Below are 13,897 nucleotides of genomic sequence, written 5' to 3'. Positions count from 1 at the left end.
CGCCCACCGCCGCCAGCCCCCCCCCCGCCCCCCCCCCCCCCCCCCCCCCCCCCCCCCCCCCCCCCCCCCCCCCCCCCCCCCCCCCCCCCCCCCCCCCCCCCCCCGCGGCCCGCCGGCCGCGCCGGCCACCGCTCCCGGCGCCGTCCGGTGGCGGCCGCCCTGGCGGGCACCTTCTCGCTGCTGGGCGTCGGCATCGCCGGGTTCCTCGTGCTCACCGGCCCGCAGACCGACGGGCCGGCCCCCGTGGCCGAGCTGCGCACGAGGCCCTCCAGCTCGCCGTCGTCGCCGCCGGCGCCCGCGACGGGCGGCGCACCGGCCCCGGCCACCGCCTCCCCGGCCGCGACGCCCACGGCCACCGCCGTCGGCGGCGCGCCGGCCACCCCGTGAGCTGGCCGCCCGGGGCCGGTGAGCGGGGCGCCCGCCCCGGCGGGGACGGCCCGCGCGACCCCTGGTCCGGCCCGCCGCAGCACGACGCCCCGGCCTGGGGCGCCGCGCCCTGGTCCTCGCCCACCGACGGCCGCGGTCCGGACCCCCTGGCCCGTCGCGACGCGCACCACGACGCGCCCCACGACGCGCACGGCGGCTCGCACGGGTCCGACCCGTACGGCCCGCCGGGCGGGCAGGACCCGCAGTGGCAGGCCTGGCCGCCGCCGGCGCCCCCCGCGCGCCGCAGCGGGCGCAGCGCCCGCGCGCTCGGCGCCGGGTCCGCGGTGCTGCTGCTGGGGGTGGTCGGCGGCCTCGCCGGGGGCCTGCTGCAGGACCGCTGGGACGGCACGCGCTCGTACCCCTCGGTCACCCTCGCCGCCCCCGCCCCGGGCAGCACCGAGCGCCCCGCGGGGACCGTGGCGGCCATCGCCGCCGCCGCCCTGCCCAGCGTCGTGGCCCTGCAGGTGCAGGGCGAGCAGGGCTCGGGCACCGGCTCGGGCTTCGTCCTCGACGCCGGCCTGGACGGCGGGTCGGCGGCGTTCGTGCTCACCAACAACCACGTCGTCGCCGGCGCCTACGACGACGGCGTCACCGTGCTGTTCCAGGACGGCGCGCAGGCCGCCGGCGAGGTCGTCGGCGCCGACGCCTCCTACGACCTGGCCGTGGTGCGCGTGGAGCGCAGCGGCCTGCGCGCGCTGCGCATGGGCGACTCCGGCAGCGTCGTCGTGGGCGACCCGGTGGTGGCCGTCGGGGCCCCGCTGGGCCTGCAGGGCACCGTCACCGAGGGCATCGTCTCGGCGCTGAACCGCCCGGTGTCCGCCGGCGGCGAGGGCGCGGGCGCGGCCTCGTACATCCAGGCCATCCAGACCGACGCGGCGATCAACCCGGGCAACTCCGGCGGGCCGCTGCTCAACGACCGCGGCGAGGTGGTCGGCGTCAACTCCGCCATCGCCTCCCTGACCGGCGGCGCCGCCGGCAGCGCCGCCGGCAGCATCGGGCTGGGCTTCTCCATCCCCTCCGAGCAGGCCCGCCGCACCGCCGAGCAGCTCATCCGCACCGGCCGCGCGGTGCACCCGGTGATCCGGGTCTCGCTGGACAACCAGTACGGCGGCGAGGGCGTGCGCATCCTGGACCAGCCCGGCGCCGTGCAGGGCGGCGGACCGGGGGACCGGGCGGGCCTGCGCCCGGGGGACGTGGTCCTCGCCATCGACGACCGCCCCGTCACCGACCCGGCCGAGCTCATCGTCGACATCCGCGCCCGCCAGCCCGGCGACACGGTGACCCTGACCGTCCGCCGGGGTGGTCAGGACCTGCAGGTGCCCGTGACGCTCGAAGCCGACGGTTAGGATCCCCACGTGTTCGGCATCAACGGGGGCGAGCTGATCGTCCTCCTCGTCGTGGCCCTGGTCGTCCTCGGACCCGAGCGGCTGCCGCAGTACGCCGAGCAGCTCGCCCACCTGGTGAAGTCGGTGCGCCGCTTCGCCAAGGGCGCTCAGGCTCAGATGCGCGAGGAGCTCGGCCCGGAGTTCGACGACATCGACTGGCAGAAGCTCGACCCGCGCCAGTACGACCCGCGCCGCATCGTGCGCGACGCGCTGTCGGACGTGTGGGACGACGAGCCGGCCCCGGCGAAGAAGAACAGCGGCGCGCGCGCCGCGTCGGCCGCCGGCGCCGGCGCGGGGAGCGGCGGGGTGAACCTGCGCAAGGAGCAGGCGCCGGCCGCGGTCCCCTTCGACGAGGACGCCACCTGAGGCGTCCCCGCCCGGCGCCGGCGGCGCGCGGGCGGGGACCGGTGCGCCTCAGGCGACGCTGACGCCCAGGCGCCGCCCGGCCAGGCCGCGCGGGCGAGTGGCCAGCGTGCGCGCCAGGTCCCGCAGCGCCACCGACGCGGGGCAGTCCGGGTCGCTGAGCACCACCGGCAGCCCGGCGTCGCCGCCCTCGCGCAGCGCCACGTCCATCGGCACCTGACCCAGCAGCGGCACGGGCGCGCCCAGCCGCTCCGTCAGCGAGTCCGCGACCCGCCGCCCGCCGCCGGTGCCGAAGACCTCCAGGCGCTGCCCGTCCGGCAGCTGCAGCCAGCTCATGTTCTCCACCACGCCCACGACCCGCTGGGACGTCTGCGCGGCCACCGCCCCGGCCCGCTCGGCGACCTCGGCGGCCGCGGCCTGCGGGGTCGTCACCACGAGCACCTCCGCGCCCGGCAGCAGCTGGCCGACGCTGATGGCGATGTCGCCGGTGCCCGGGGGCAGGTCCAGCAGCAGCACGTCCAGGTCGCCCCAGAAGACCTCCGAGGCGAACTGCTGCAGCGCGCGGTGCAGCATCGGACCGCGCCAGGCCACCGGCTCGTTGCCGGGCACGAACATCCCGATGGAGATCACCCGCACCCCGTGCCCCGTCGGCGGCAGGATCATGGAGTCGACCTTGGTGGGCCGGCCGGTGATGCCGAGCAGGCGCGGCACCGAGAAGCCGTGCACGTCGGCGTCGAGCACCCCGACGCGCAGGCCGTCGGCGGCCATGGCCGCGGCCAGGTTCACGGTGACGCTGGACTTGCCCACCCCGCCCTTGCCGGAGGCGACGGCGTAGACGCGGGTGAGGTTGCCCGGCTCGTTGAAGCGGATGGTGGGCGCGGCCTGGGTGGTGCCGCGCAGCTTCACGGTCAGCGCGGCGCGCTGCTCGGGCGTCATCTCGCCGAAGTGCACCCGCGCGCCGCGGGTGCCGGGCACGCCGCGCACGGCGGCGGTGACGTCGCCGGTGAGCTTGTCGCGCATCGGGCAGCCGGCGATCGTCAGCAGCACCTTCACGTCCACGACGCCGTCGGCGCCGACGTCGACGCGCTCGACCATCCCCAGCTCGGTGATGGGCCGGTGCAGTTCGGGGTCGTTCACCGCGGACAGGGCGGTGCGGACGTCGTCGGGCGTGGGCAGCACGCCGCCAGGGTACGTGCGCCCCGCCGCGGGCACCGCTCGTGGGCAGCGCTCGTGGGCAGCGCCGGGGCACCGCCGCCCGGTGGGCGTCAGCCGGCGGTGACGCGCACGACCTCCTCGAAGGTCGTCTCCCCGCGCATCGCCTTCGCCAGCGCGGAGGCGCGCAGCGTGCTCATGCCGATGCGCGCGGCCTCCTCGCCCAGCGCGGACTCCGTGGGCGTGGTCATGAGGACCTTGCGCACGCCGGGGGTGACGTCGAGGACCTCGTACACCGCGGTGCGCCCGCGGTAGCCGGTGCCGCCGCAGTCCGGGCAGCCGGTGCCGCGCAGCGGGGTGGCGTCGAGGATGTCCTCGATCGTCAGGCCCAGCAGCGCCAGGGTCTCCTCGTCGGGGATGTAGCCGTCGGCGCACGAGTCGCACGGGCGGCGCACCAGGCGCTGGGCGATCGCGGCGGTCAGGGAGCTGGCCACCAGGAACGGCGCCGCGCCCATGTCCACCAGGCGGGTCAGGGCCCCGACCGCGGAGTTGGTGTGCAGGGTCGTCAGCACCAGGTGACCGGTCATCGACGCCTTCAGCGCCAGCTCGGCCGTCTCGGCGTCGCGGACCTCGCCGATGAGGACGATGTCGGGGTCCTGGCGCAGCACCGAGCGCAGCCCCGCGGAGAACGTCATGCCCACCTTGGCGTTGACCTGCACCTGCGTGATGCCGGGCAGCTGGACCTCGACGGGGTCCTCCAGCGTGATGATGTTCTTCTCCGGCGACATCGTCGCGTGGATGGCCGCGTACAGGGTGTTCGTCTTGCCGGAGCCGGTGGGGCCGGTGATGAGCACCAGGCCCTGCGGCACGCTCAGCGCCCTGGTGAAGACCTCCAGCTGCTCGGGCTCGAAGCCCAGCGACTCCAGGCTCGGCACGTCGTCGCCGCGGGTGAGCAGGCGGATGACGACCTTCTCGCCGTGCAGCGCCGGCAGCGTGGAGACGCGGCAGTCGATGGCGGCGCCGTCGACGGTGACGCGGGTGCGGCCGTCCTGCGGCACGCGCCGCTCGGAGATGTCCAGCCCCGAGATGATCTTGATGCGACTGATGACGCTGGGCGCGACGCGCTTGGGCGCGCTCATCACGTCGCGCAGCAGGCCGTCGACGCGGAAGCGCACCCGCAGGCCGTCGCGCTGGGACTCCAGGTGGATGTCCGAGCAGCGCAGCCGCACCGCGTCGGACAGGATCCGGTTGACGAGCTTGACGATGGGCGCGTCGTCGTCGACGGAGCCGTTGAGGGCCGCCAGCGGGTCCTCGTCGTCGTCGTCGGAGGCCTCCTCCACCATGCGGCTGACCTGCGAGGTGTCCTCGGTCAGCGACCAGGCGCGCGCCAGGTGGTCGCGGATCTGCGAGTCCATCGCCACGACGACGTGCAGCTCGGGGGTGCGGGTGTAGAGCTTGACGTCGTCCAGCGCCAGCACGTTCGTGGGGTCCGCCGCGGCCACCAGCAGGTACTCCGGCGTCTTGTCCAGCACCAGCACGCGGCAGCGCTCGGCCACCGCGCGCGGCAGCAGGCGCACCACGTCCGGGGCGATGCTCACGCGGGACAGGTCCACGTGCTCCAGGCTCAGCAGGTCCGCCAGGCACACCGCCAGCTCGGCCTCGGAGACCAGGCCGAGGTCGACGAGGATCTGCCCCAGGCGGCGGCGCGGGCCCTCGGCGTTGCGCTGCTCGTTGAGCGCGTGGTCGAGGTCCTCCGGCAGCAGCAGGCCCTTCTCGACGAGCACGTCGCCGAGGCGCCTGCGGGTCTGCCCCGCCGGCGCGGGGGCGCCGGAGCGGGCGTCGTCGAGAGTCGTCACGGGACGTGCATCGGCACGAGCCGCCCTCAGCTGGAGCCCTCGTCCCCCGTCCGCCCCGCGGCCGCGCTCGCGGCCCCGTCCACCACGTCGCCCGCGGTGCCCGCGGTGCCCGCGTCGCCCGCGTCGCCCGCGGCGCCGGCCCGGGCCGCGGCGTCGGCGGTGCCGTCACCGGCGTCCCCGGTCCCCGCGGCGGGTGCGGCGGGTGCGGCGCGCTCGCGGGACGGCTTGCCGCCCGGGGCGTCCACGCGCTTGCGCTTCTTGGCGCCCTTGCGCTTGCCGGGGTCGCGGTCCTCGCGCCCGGGCTCCTCCTGCTGCAGCTCCTCCAGCACGCTGCGCAGCTCCGAGCGCACGAAGTCGCGGGTGGCCACGTCGCGCAGCGCGATGCGCAGCGCCGCCACCTCGCGGGTCAGGTACTCGGTGTCGGCCAGCCCGCGCTCGTCGCGGGCGCGGTCCTGCTCGTTCAGGACGCGGTCGCGGTCGTCCTGGCGGTTCTGCGCCAGCAGGATCAGCGGCGCGGCGTAGGACGCCTGCAGGGACAGGATGAGGGTGAGCAGCGTGTAGTTCAGCGCCCGCGGGTCGAACTGCAGCCGCTCGGGCAGGAAGGTGTTCCACGCCAGCCACAGCGCCACGAAGCACGTCATGTAGACGAGGAAGCGCCCCGTGCCCATGAAGCGGGCGAACGCCTCGCTGGCCCGGCCGAAGGCGTCGGGGTCCACCTGCGGGCGCACCAGCAGCTGCCGGCGCGCCTCGCGCGGGGTGTCCAGGCCGACGGCCTTGCGGTCGTCCGCGCGGTCCCGGCGCAGCAGGCGCCGGCTCTCGCGGTCAGCCACGTCCCACCTCGAAGACCTCCTCCTCGGCGTCGCGCCAGTCCTGGGGCAGCAGGTGGTCCAGCACGTCGTCGGCGGTCACCGCGCCCAGCAGGTGCCCGTCCTCGTCCACCACCGGCAGGGAGACGAGGTTGTACGCGGCCAGCTGGCGGGTGACGCCCTGCAGCGTCTCCTCCGGGGCCAGCGGCTCCACGTCGGTGTCCACGACCTGCCCCAGCGGCGTCTGCGGCGGCTCGCGCAGCAGCCGCTGCAGGTGCGCGGTGCCCAGGTAGCGCCCCGTGGGCGTCTCCAGCGGCGGGCGGCACACGTACACCGCCGTGGCCAGCGGCGGCGTCAGCTCCTCGCGGCGCACCTGCGCCAGCGCCTCGGCCACGGTGGCGTCGGGGGCGAGGACCACGGGGTCGGAGGTCATCAGACCGCCGGCGGTGTGCTCGTCGTAGGCCAGCAGCCGGCGCACCGGGTCGGCGTCGTCGGGCTCCATGAGCGCCAGCAGCCGCTCGGCCTGCTCGGGGGGCAGCTCGGAGAGCAGGTCCGCGGCGTCGTCGGGCTCCATCTCCTCCAGCACGTGCGCGGCGCGGTCGCCCTCCAGGGCGGAGAGGATCTCCACCTGGTCGTCCTCGGGCAGCTCCTCCAGCACGTCGGCCAGGCGCTCGTCGTCCAGGGCGGCGGCCACCTCCCGGCGCCGCTTGGGGGTCAGCTCGTGGATGACCTCCGCCAGGTCGGTGGCGCGCAGCTCCTCGAAGGCGGCCAGCAGGTTCGTGGCGCCCTGGTCGGCGTCGGGGATCGTCAGGCCCGCCACCGCGCCGACGTCCACGGTCATCGTCTCCCCGCGCCGGCGCAGCCGGCCGCCCAGGCCGCGCGGGGCGCTGCCGCGGCGCACGAAGAGCTTGGTCAGGTTCCAGTCGCGCGCCCGGGCCTGCTCCAGGCCCAGGTCCTCGATGGTGGCCTGCCCGCTGCCGTCGGCCAGCTCGACCGTGCGGTCCAGCAGCTCGCCCAGCAGCAGCGTCTCGGTGCTGCGCTGCTCGAAGCGGCGCATGTTCACCAGGCCGGTGGTGAGGACCTGGCCGGTGTCCACGCTGGTCACCCGCGTCATGGGCACGAACACCCGGCGGCGGCCGGGGACCTCCACCACCAGGCCGATGACGCGGTGCGGGCCCCGCGGGCGCAGCACCCCCACCACGTCGCGGACCCGCCCCACCTGGTCGCCCTGCGGGTCGAACACCGACGTGCCCGCCAGCCGGGCGGCGAAGACGCGCTTGGGGGAACCGGTCACCGCCTCAGGCTAGAGCCCGGGCGCCCCGCGGCCGGGCGCGGGGAGCGGGCCCGATCTCGGCGCGCGGGAGCGGCGGCGCCCTCCTACCGTGGCGCCATGGCCAAGGAGAGCAAGAAGCTGAAGGCGTCCGGGGACCCCCTCTACACCGTCCCCGGACTCTCGAACGAGCAGGGCGGCGAGGTCGCCGCCATCCTGCAGAACCGCCTCACCGCCCTCACGGACCTGCACCTGACCCTCAAGCACGTCCACTGGAACGTGGTGGGCCCGAACTTCATCGCGGTGCACCAGATGCTCGACCCGCAGGTGGACGCCGCGCGCGAGATGGCCGACGCCGTCGCCGAGCGCATCGCCACCCTGGGCCAGTCGCCCGTGGGCACCCCCGGCGCCCTGGTCGCCGAGCGCGACTGGGACGACTACTCCATCGGTCGCGCCGGCGCCATCGAGCACCTCGGCGCGCTCGACCTGGTCTACGCGGGCGTCATCCGCGACCACCGCTCCGCCATCGAGGCCACCGGCGAGATCGACCCGGTGACCGAGGACCTGCTCACCAGCCAGGCCGGCCAGCTGGAGCAGTACCACTGGTTCGTGCGCGCGCACCTGGAGACCTCCGGCGGCGAGCTGTCCACCGCCGGCGCGCAGAGCGAGGTGCAGGCCACCCGCAAGGCCGGCGAGCGCGCCGGCGCCAAGCGCCAGACCGCCTGACGCACCCGCCCGGCGAGCGCCGGGCCGACGGCGCCCGGCGCGGGCACGATCACCGCGCCGGGCGCGTTGTCGCTGCTGGGAGGGGCCGTGCGGGCCCCGCGCCCCGCCCGGGAGGGGCGGGGCTGGACGAACCGGTGAGGATGTCGCCATGTCGAACCTCGGGCCCATGGGCGGCCAGCAGCGCCTGGCCGCCCCCACTCCGCCGCAGGGGGAGGCGATCGGCCGCTACGGCACGTACACCGAGGCCCAGCGCGCCGTCGACTTCCTCTCCGACGAGCACTTCCCCGTGCAGAACGTCACGATCGTCGGCAACAACCTGCAGATGGTCGAGCGCGTCACGGGGCGCCTGACCTACGGGCGCGCCGCCGGGGCCGGCGCGGCCTCCGGCGCCTGGTTCGGCCTGCTCATCGGCCTGATGCTCTCGGTGTTCGGCAACGCCGGCACCGCCGGGCTGTTCACGGGCCTGCTCGTCGGCGCCGGCTTCGGGATGCTCTTCGCCGTCATCTCCTACGCCCTGACCGGCGGCCGGCGCGACTTCACCTCCGCCAGCCAGATCGTGGCCTCGGAGTACGTCGTGCTGTGCCTGCCGCAGATGTCCGGCCAGGCCCGCCAGGTGCTCTCCAAGCTGCCCAACGGCTTCGGCCGCGCGGGCGGCGGGCAGGGCGCCGCCTGGGGCGCGCCGCAGGACCCGCAGGGCCCGCCCCCGCCGCAGGGCCCGCGCGGCGGCGGCTCGCACGCCGCCGGCCCGGGCGCCTGGAGCGCGCCCGACGCCCCCGGCCCGCAGGGCTGGATGCCGCCGCCGCAGCCGGGCAGCGGTCCCGCCGCGCCGCCGCCGCCGCCCGCGAGCGCGCAGGCCCCGCAGCCGGAGGCCGAGCCGGACCTGTCCGGGCCCACCTACGCCGAGAAGGTCGAGGAGCAGCGCCGCGCCCGCCGCGCCGCCGAGCAGCGCGCCCGCGAGGAGCAGGGGGGCGGCGGGCAGGGCTGAGGCCCCGCCCCGCACGCGCGAGCAGGGCCCCGCCGCCGCGGCGGTCGGGGCCCTGCTCGTGCTCGGGCGCCTCAGGCGCGCAGCGAGGCCATCCACGCCTCCACGGCGTCGGGGTCGCGCGGCAGCGCCGCGGAGAGGTTCTCCACGCCGTCCTCGGTGACCAGCACGTCGTCCTCGATGCGCACGCCGATGCCGCGCAGCTCCGCCGGGGCCAGCTCGTCCTCGCTCTTGACGTACAGGCCCGGCTCGATGGTGAAGACCATGCCCGGGCGCAGCTCGGCGTCCAGGTACATCTCCCGGCGCGCCTGCGCGCAGTCGTGCACGTCCAGGCCCAGGTGGTGGCTGGTGCCGTGGGCCATCCAGCGGCGGTGGTACTGCCCCTCCGGGCCCAGCGAGGTGCCGGCGTCCACCGGCAGCATCCCCCACGCCGAGAGCCGGTCGGCGATCACGCGCATCGCCGCCTCGTGCACCTCCCGGAAGCGCACGCCGGGCCTGGCCACGGCGAAGGCGGCGTCCGCGGCGTCGAGCACCGCCTGGTAGACGCGGCGCTGGGCGTCGCTGAAGCGGCCGTCCACCGGCAGGGTGCGGGTGACGTCGGCGGTGTAGAGGGAGTCGGCCTCCACGCCGGCGTCCAGCAGGAGCAGGTCGCCGGGGCGCACCGGCCCGTCGTTGCGGATCCAGTGCAGCGTGCAGGCGTGGTCGCCGGCGGCGGAGATCGTCTCGTAGCCCACGCCGTTGCCGGCCACGCGCGCGGTGCCGTCGAAGGCGGCCTCCACCACGCGCTCGCCGCGCGGGTGGCCCACGGCGCGCGGCAGCGCGCGCACGACCTCCTCGAAGCCGGTGACGGTGGCGGCCACCGCCTCGCGCAGCTGCTGCACCTCCCACTCGTCCTTGACCAGGCGTAGCTCGGACAGGGCGGTGACCAGCTCCTCGTCGGCGGCGCGCACCTGCGCGGCGTCCCCGGTGCGCAGCGGGGACAGCAGCGCGGTGACGGCCGGGTCGGCGTCGGCGACCACGCGCAGGCCCGCCGTGGAGGCCTCGGCCACCGAGGCGCCGAGCTCGTCGGCCAGCAGCGCCACGTCGCGGCACGCCAGGCCGGTGACGGCCCCCTGCGCGGCCAGGCTCGGCCGCGGGCCCACCCACAGCTCGCCGTAGCGGGCGTCGGCGTAGAACTCCTCGGAGTCGCGGCTGCCCTGCGGGCGCAGGTACAGCACCGCCTCGTGCCCGGCGTCCCCGCCCTCCCCGGCCCCCGCGCCGCCGCCGCGCGGGTGCAGCACGAGCACCGCGTCGGCCTCGCGGTCGGTGCCCAGCCCCGTCAGGTGCGCGAACGCCGAGTGCGGGCGGTAGCGGTAGTCGGTGTCGTTGGAGCGGCGCACCAGCGGCCCGGCGGGCACCACGAGCACCTCGCCGGGGAACAGCGAGGAGAGCACCCCGCGCCGGCGCGCGGCGTGCGGGGCGGAGGCGGCCGGCGCGGTGTCCTCGGCCGGGCGCGGGCCCCAGCCCTCGGCGATGAAGCGGCGGAAGGCCGCCGAGCGGGGCAGCGTGCGGTGCGACTTGGCGTCCTCGGCGCCGGGCCCGCCCGCCGGGGCGCTCTGCTCGCCCTCGGGGTGCTGCGCGTCGAGGAGGTCCGCCACGGGCAGCTCCCCGCCCGCGGCGGTGCCGGGCTCGGTGGTGGTCGACTGGGTCGCGGCAGCGGTCACCGGCCCATCATCGCCCCTGCGCCCGGCCGCTGTCCGCCCCCCCGACCCGCCCCGCGCGCCATCACGGACAGTCACCGCCAGGTTGACGGCGTGCGCGGGGCGTAGGACGGTGAGGCATGAGCGGCACGGCGAGGTGCCCCCGCTGCGACGACGCGGTGCGGGCCCCCAGCATCTGGCACTCCTCGGCGACCTGCGCGTCCCACGGCGCGGTCGTCCCCCTGCAGCCGGCGCAGCCCGCCGACGCGGCGCACCTGTCCTGGATCGCCCGGCACTCCGAGGTGCCGGTGTGGCTGCCGTGGCCGCTGCCGCCGGGATGGCTGGTCACCGGGACCCGCTGCGTGCGCGACGACCGGCACGACGCGCAGGCCGTCGTCGTGGCCGTCAGCGGCCCGCACCACGGCCCGCCCGGCGGCCCGCCGGTGGCGGAGATGCTGCTGGTCTCCGAGCAGCCCGGCACCGGCCTGGGCGCCCACCTGGCCGGCCGCGAGGACGTCGACCCCGGCGACGGCCTGGTCGCCGGCGCCCCGGCGGCGCGCGCGCACGCCGGCGGCACCGTCGCCCCGCTGTGGCCGGTGCCCGCCGAGGGCGACCGGGCGGTGCTGGTGGGGGAGGCCGGCGGCGTGTGGCTGTGGGCGCTGCTGTGGCCGGCGGCCGCGGGCGCCACCGTCCTGGACGACCTGGAGCTCGTGGACCTGCGCCAGCGCGAGCACCCCCCGGACGTGCCGTGCGGGGCGATGTCACCGCGCGTGCAGTGGTCCTGACCGGACCGGTGCCCCGTCACTCTACGTGCGCAGGAGCGGTCCCCGCCGGTCGGTAAGCTCGCCCGGTGCGCATCGACCTGCACACGCACTCCACCGCGTCCGACGGCACCGAACCACCCTCCGGGGTCGTCCGGTCCGCCGCCCGGGCCGGCCTGGACGTCGTGGCCCTCACCGACCACGACACCACCGACGGCTGGGCCGAGGCGCTGGACGCCGGCGAGCGGCTCGGGGTGCGCGTGGTCCCCGGCATGGAGGTCAGCTGCCTGGTGCGCGGGGTCTCCGTGCACCTGCTGTCCTACTGGCACGACCCCGCCGACGCGGCCCTGGAGGGCATGCTCGACGCCTCGCGCACCTCCCGGCGCACCCGCGCGCGCCGCATGGTCGAGCGGATGACCCCCGAGACCGGCCTGCGCTGGGACGACGTCCTGGCGCACGTGCACGGCGAGGCCACCATCGGCCGGCCCCACATCGCCGACGCCCTCGTCGCCGCCGGCCTCGTCGCCGACCGCGACGAGGCCTTCGCCACGCTGCTGTCCGGCCGCAGCCCGTACTTCGTGCCGCACACCGCGCCCGACCCGCTGGAGGCGATCGCCCTGGTGCGCGCCGCCGGCGGGGTCCCCGTCCTGGCGCACCCGGCCGCCTCCAAGCGCGGCAGCTGCGTCGGCGACGCCGACGTGGAGGCCATGGTCGGCGCGGGGCTGCTGGGCCTGGAGGTCGACCACCGCGACCACAGCGACGACGAGCGCCGCCACCTGCGCGAGCTCGCCCGCTCCCTGGACCTGCTCGTCACCGGCTCCAGCGACTACCACGGCACCGGCAAGCGCAACCTCCTCGGCGAGAACACCACCGCGCCGGAGGTGCTGCAGGAGATCGAGTCCCGCGCCCGCGGCGCCGCCGCGGCCCGCGAGGTCCGCGGCGCGTGAACTGGCAGCTCTTCGGCGAGACCTTCGTCACCCTGTTCGTCATCATGGACCCGCTGGGGACGGTGCCGATCTTCCTGGGCCTGACCGCCCCCTTCACGGTGGCCGAGCGCTCGCGCGCGGCCCGGCAGGCCGTCCTGGTCGCCTTCGGCGTCATCGTCGCCTTCGCCCTGTTCGGCCAGCGCATCCTGGACTACCTGCACATCAGCCTGCCCGCCCTGCAGGCCGCCGGCGGCCTGCTGCTGCTGCTCATCGCGCTGGAGCTGCTCACCGGCAAGGGCGACGAGCCGACCTCCACCGTCGGCGTCAACGTCGCCCTGGTGCCGCTGGGCACGCCGCTGCTGGCCGGGCCCGGCGCCATCGTCGCCACGATGGTCTACGTGCAGCAGTCGCGCGGCTGGGACGACCACCTGGCCATCGCCGCGGGCGTCGTGGCCGTGCACGTCACCCTCTACCTGGCGATGCGCTTCGCGGGGCTGGTGCACCGGGTCCTGGGCGACTCCGGCGTCCTGCTCGTCACCCGCGTGGCCGGCCTGCTGCTGTCGGCCATCGCCGTGCAGCTCGTCGCCGACGCGGTGCGCGCCTTCGTCACCGGCCAGGCCTGAGAGCCGGGCCCTCAGGCACCGCCCCCGCCTCAGGCGGGCGAGCCCGGTCCCCGCAGCGGCGCCAGCGCGGCCAGCGCGGCGGTCAGCTCCTCCTCGCCGGGCGCGTGCGGGGCGCCGCTGAACAGCTCCCGCGCCCACCCCGGCAGCAGCGCCACCGCCAGCGCGTCCGCGCGCAGCCACGGCGGCGGCGCCGCGCCCAGCGGCGGGAACGGCGTGCGCGGGCGGCGCGCACCGCCCTGCGCGCCCACGGCGCCCAGCGCCCGCTCCCCGGCGGCCTCGCGCCGCACCTGCTCCACGTCGGCCTCGACCTCCGCCGCGGAGCCGGGCAGGTCGTCGGGCTCGGCGCCCAGCAGCACCGCGCTGGCGCGCTGCTCGAGCACGTAGCGCTCGGCGTCCTGCGCCGCCGGGCCCGCCCCGCCCGCCGCGGCGGCGCGCAGCACCGCCCACACCCGCAGCGCGTGCCGCAGCGCGGCGCTGTCCGGGTCGGCGCCCTCGGCCCGCACGTGCACGTCGCCGTCGACGGCGCGCTCGCGCGCGGCCAGGGCCAGCGCCCGGCACGGGTCGGTGCCCGCCGCGCGCAGCAGCGCCGCCGCCGACCCGGCGCGCTGCCAGCGCTCGCGCGGGTCGCGGGCCGTCAGCCGCCGCAGCAGCGGGTGCAGCTCCTCCACGAGCCCGGCGCACAGCAGGGCCACCTCCAGGGCGGGCCCGGCGTGCAGGCTCGCGGACGGCCCGGCCGGGCTCGGTGCGGCACCGGAACCGGAGGTCGTGTCACGAACGCGCACGGCCCCCACCCTGCGGGGTGGGGGCCGTGATCGCAGCTCGAGGGTCAGTCGCCGGCGGTCGCCGGCTCCTGCACCGCGACGGCGCCGGCGGTGGCGGCCGCGGCCGCCGACCAGCGGGTGCGGGTGCGGCGCCCGCGCGGGGCCGCGGCCTCCGGCGGCG

The 13,897-nt window shown here is 77.4% G+C and carries 14 protein-coding genes; 8 read left to right on the top strand and 6 right to left on the bottom strand.

Annotated features, from left to right (window positions below; all coding sequences use genetic code 11):
• Positions 1-147 precede the first annotated feature (147 nt).
• Genes ACRYR7_RS19675 through ACRYR7_RS19665 form a run of 3 tightly spaced genes read left to right on the top strand, consistent with a single transcriptional unit; the run spans position 148 to position 2,177 of the window.
• Positions 148-387, top strand: a complete 240-nt coding sequence (locus tag ACRYR7_RS19675) for a hypothetical protein (protein WP_432573809.1) — start codon at positions 148-150, stop codon at positions 385-387.
• Entirely contained in the window at positions 384-1,772 is a 1,389-nt protein-coding gene (locus ACRYR7_RS19670) for a S1C family serine protease (RefSeq protein WP_432573808.1), read from the top strand. Before ACRYR7_RS19675 ends, ACRYR7_RS19670 begins: the two co-directional genes overlap by 4 nt.
• Before the next feature lie 9 nt (positions 1,773-1,781).
• On the top strand, positions 1,782-2,177 hold the full coding sequence (locus ACRYR7_RS19665; RefSeq protein WP_432573807.1) for a sec-independent translocase: 396 nt from the start codon (positions 1,782-1,784) through the stop codon (positions 2,175-2,177).
• A 48-nt stretch (positions 2,178-2,225) separates the two neighbouring features.
• Here the strand turns inward: ACRYR7_RS19665 and ACRYR7_RS19660 are convergent, their stop codons facing one another.
• From ACRYR7_RS19660 to ACRYR7_RS19645, 4 genes are all read right to left on the bottom strand, one after another.
• Positions 2,226-3,350, bottom strand: a complete 1,125-nt coding sequence (locus ACRYR7_RS19660) for an Mrp/NBP35 family ATP-binding protein (protein WP_432573810.1) — start codon at positions 3,348-3,350, stop codon at positions 2,226-2,228.
• 89 nt (positions 3,351-3,439) lie between these two features.
• Positions 3,440-5,182 (bottom strand): GspE/PulE family protein, encoded by a 1,743-nt coding sequence (locus tag ACRYR7_RS19655; RefSeq protein WP_432573806.1) that lies wholly within the window; start codon positions 5,180-5,182, stop codon positions 3,440-3,442.
• Between the two features lie 26 nt (positions 5,183-5,208).
• Positions 5,209-6,012, bottom strand: coding sequence for a DUF1003 domain-containing protein (locus ACRYR7_RS19650; RefSeq protein WP_432573805.1), 804 nt, complete (start codon positions 6,010-6,012; stop codon positions 5,209-5,211).
• Positions 6,005-7,282, bottom strand: coding sequence for a magnesium transporter MgtE N-terminal domain-containing protein (locus ACRYR7_RS19645; protein WP_432573804.1), 1,278 nt, complete (start codon positions 7,280-7,282; stop codon positions 6,005-6,007). The genes ACRYR7_RS19650 and ACRYR7_RS19645 overlap by 8 nt, the downstream gene beginning before the upstream one ends.
• A 96-nt stretch (positions 7,283-7,378) precedes the next feature.
• Between ACRYR7_RS19645 and ACRYR7_RS19640 the strand changes: the two genes are divergently transcribed.
• On the top strand, positions 7,379-7,984 hold the full coding sequence (locus ACRYR7_RS19640) for a Dps family protein (protein ID WP_432573803.1): 606 nt from the start codon (positions 7,379-7,381) through the stop codon (positions 7,982-7,984).
• Positions 7,985-8,132: 148 nt separating this feature from the next.
• On the top strand, positions 8,133-8,969 hold the full coding sequence (locus ACRYR7_RS19635) for a YflT domain-containing protein (RefSeq protein ID WP_432573802.1): 837 nt from the start codon (positions 8,133-8,135) through the stop codon (positions 8,967-8,969).
• Positions 8,970-9,040: 71 nt separating this feature from the next.
• On the opposite strand, the gene ACRYR7_RS19630 is transcribed toward ACRYR7_RS19635, so the two are convergent.
• Entirely contained in the window at positions 9,041-10,669 is a 1,629-nt protein-coding gene (locus ACRYR7_RS19630; RefSeq protein ID WP_432573801.1) for an aminopeptidase P family protein, read from the bottom strand.
• A 116-nt stretch (positions 10,670-10,785) separates the two neighbouring features.
• On the opposite strand from ACRYR7_RS19630, the gene ACRYR7_RS19625 reads away from it, so the two are divergent.
• The 3 genes from ACRYR7_RS19625 (at position 10,786) to ACRYR7_RS19615 (ending at position 12,955) form a co-directional block, all read left to right on the top strand.
• Entirely contained in the window at positions 10,786-11,430 is a 645-nt protein-coding gene (locus tag ACRYR7_RS19625) for a DUF6758 family protein (protein ID WP_432573800.1), read from the top strand.
• Positions 11,431-11,495: 65 nt separating this feature from the next.
• Entirely contained in the window at positions 11,496-12,353 is an 858-nt protein-coding gene (locus tag ACRYR7_RS19620; RefSeq protein ID WP_432573799.1) for a PHP domain-containing protein, read from the top strand.
• Entirely contained in the window at positions 12,350-12,955 is a 606-nt protein-coding gene (locus tag ACRYR7_RS19615; protein ID WP_432573798.1) for a MarC family protein, read from the top strand. Before ACRYR7_RS19620 ends, ACRYR7_RS19615 begins: the two co-directional genes overlap by 4 nt.
• Positions 12,956-12,984: 29 nt before the next feature.
• On the opposite strand, the gene ACRYR7_RS19610 is transcribed toward ACRYR7_RS19615, so the two are convergent.
• Positions 12,985-13,737: an oxygenase MpaB family protein gene (locus tag ACRYR7_RS19610; protein ID WP_432573797.1), complete on the bottom strand. Its 753-nt coding sequence runs from the start codon at positions 13,735-13,737 to the stop codon at positions 12,985-12,987.
• Positions 13,738-13,897: the final 160 nt, after the last annotated feature.

The organism is Kineococcus gurbantunggutensis (genome assembly GCF_050871925.1).
Classification (GTDB): domain Bacteria; phylum Actinomycetota; class Actinomycetes; order Actinomycetales; family Kineococcaceae; genus Kineococcus.
The sequence above is the reverse complement of the archived record's forward strand: the minus strand, read 5'-3'. Positions and strand labels throughout refer to the sequence as shown.

Coding starts and splice junctions, on each gene's coding strand:
- ACRYR7_RS19640 (WP_432573803.1), top strand. CDS start 7,379: ATGGCCAAGGAGAGCAAGAAGCTGAAGGCGTCCGGGGACCCCCTCTAC.
- ACRYR7_RS19625 (WP_432573800.1), top strand. CDS start 10,786: ATGAGCGGCACGGCGAGGTGCCCCCGCTGCGACGACGCGGTGCGGGCC.
- ACRYR7_RS19635 (WP_432573802.1), top strand. CDS start 8,133: ATGTCGAACCTCGGGCCCATGGGCGGCCAGCAGCGCCTGGCCGCCCCC.